A 619-nucleotide genomic window follows, 5' to 3' on the forward strand; every position below is an offset into this window, starting at 1 on the left:
CCTCGGCGGTCGGCAAGATTCGGGACCTGCGTTCGATGATCGCGGGGCGGCCGATCGACATCGAGGTGGACGGCGGGGTCGGACCTGACGTCGCAGGCGAACTTGGCGCCGCGGGCGCCAACGCTTTCGTGGCCGGCTCGGCGGTGTTCAAGGGCGGCACGATGGAATCCTACAAGGCCAACATGGATGCGATCCGCAACGCCGCCGCCGCGGCGCGGGGCGAACTGGTCTGACGCAAACGCAGTTCTGGCGCGCATCGCCATGGCAGAACAACAAGCCCGCCGAGCAGGCGGGCTTGTTTGCGTCGGCAACAATTCCCCGCCCTGCTTGCGGATATGCAACGTCAACGGGAAAAGCCTTGGCGCAACCGCGCCGTCAATTGACATCGACTTTGATCCACTCCAAACAGATCGACGACGGTTCTCCCTTGGGAGATCAAAAGGGAACGTGGTGCGGGATCATCCCAACGCCACGGCTGCCCCCGCAACTGTAAGCGGCTAATCTGCGTCACAGGCCACTGGGGAATCTCGGCTCCGGGAAGGCGACGCAAGGTCATGACCCGCGAGCCAGGAGACCTGCCGTCAGCCGTGGTCACACGCGAAGATGTCGGTCGGGGACT

The 619-nt window shown here is 64.5% G+C and carries 1 pseudogene and 1 riboswitch; the pseudogene reads left to right on the forward strand.

The features are described from left to right. Window positions 1–233, forward strand: a pseudogene (locus tag BGO16_RS14500) (ribulose-phosphate 3-epimerase); the annotation flags it as partial. A 167-nt stretch (window positions 234–400) separates the two neighbouring features. Continuing rightward, window positions 401–598: riboswitch (cobalamin riboswitch) on the forward strand. The last annotated feature ends 21 nt before the right edge of the window (window positions 599–619 follow it).

Origin of the sequence: Nitrobacter sp. 62-23 (genome assembly GCF_001897285.1) — a bacterium.
Classification (GTDB): Bacteria; Pseudomonadota; Alphaproteobacteria; order Rhizobiales; family Xanthobacteraceae; genus Nitrobacter.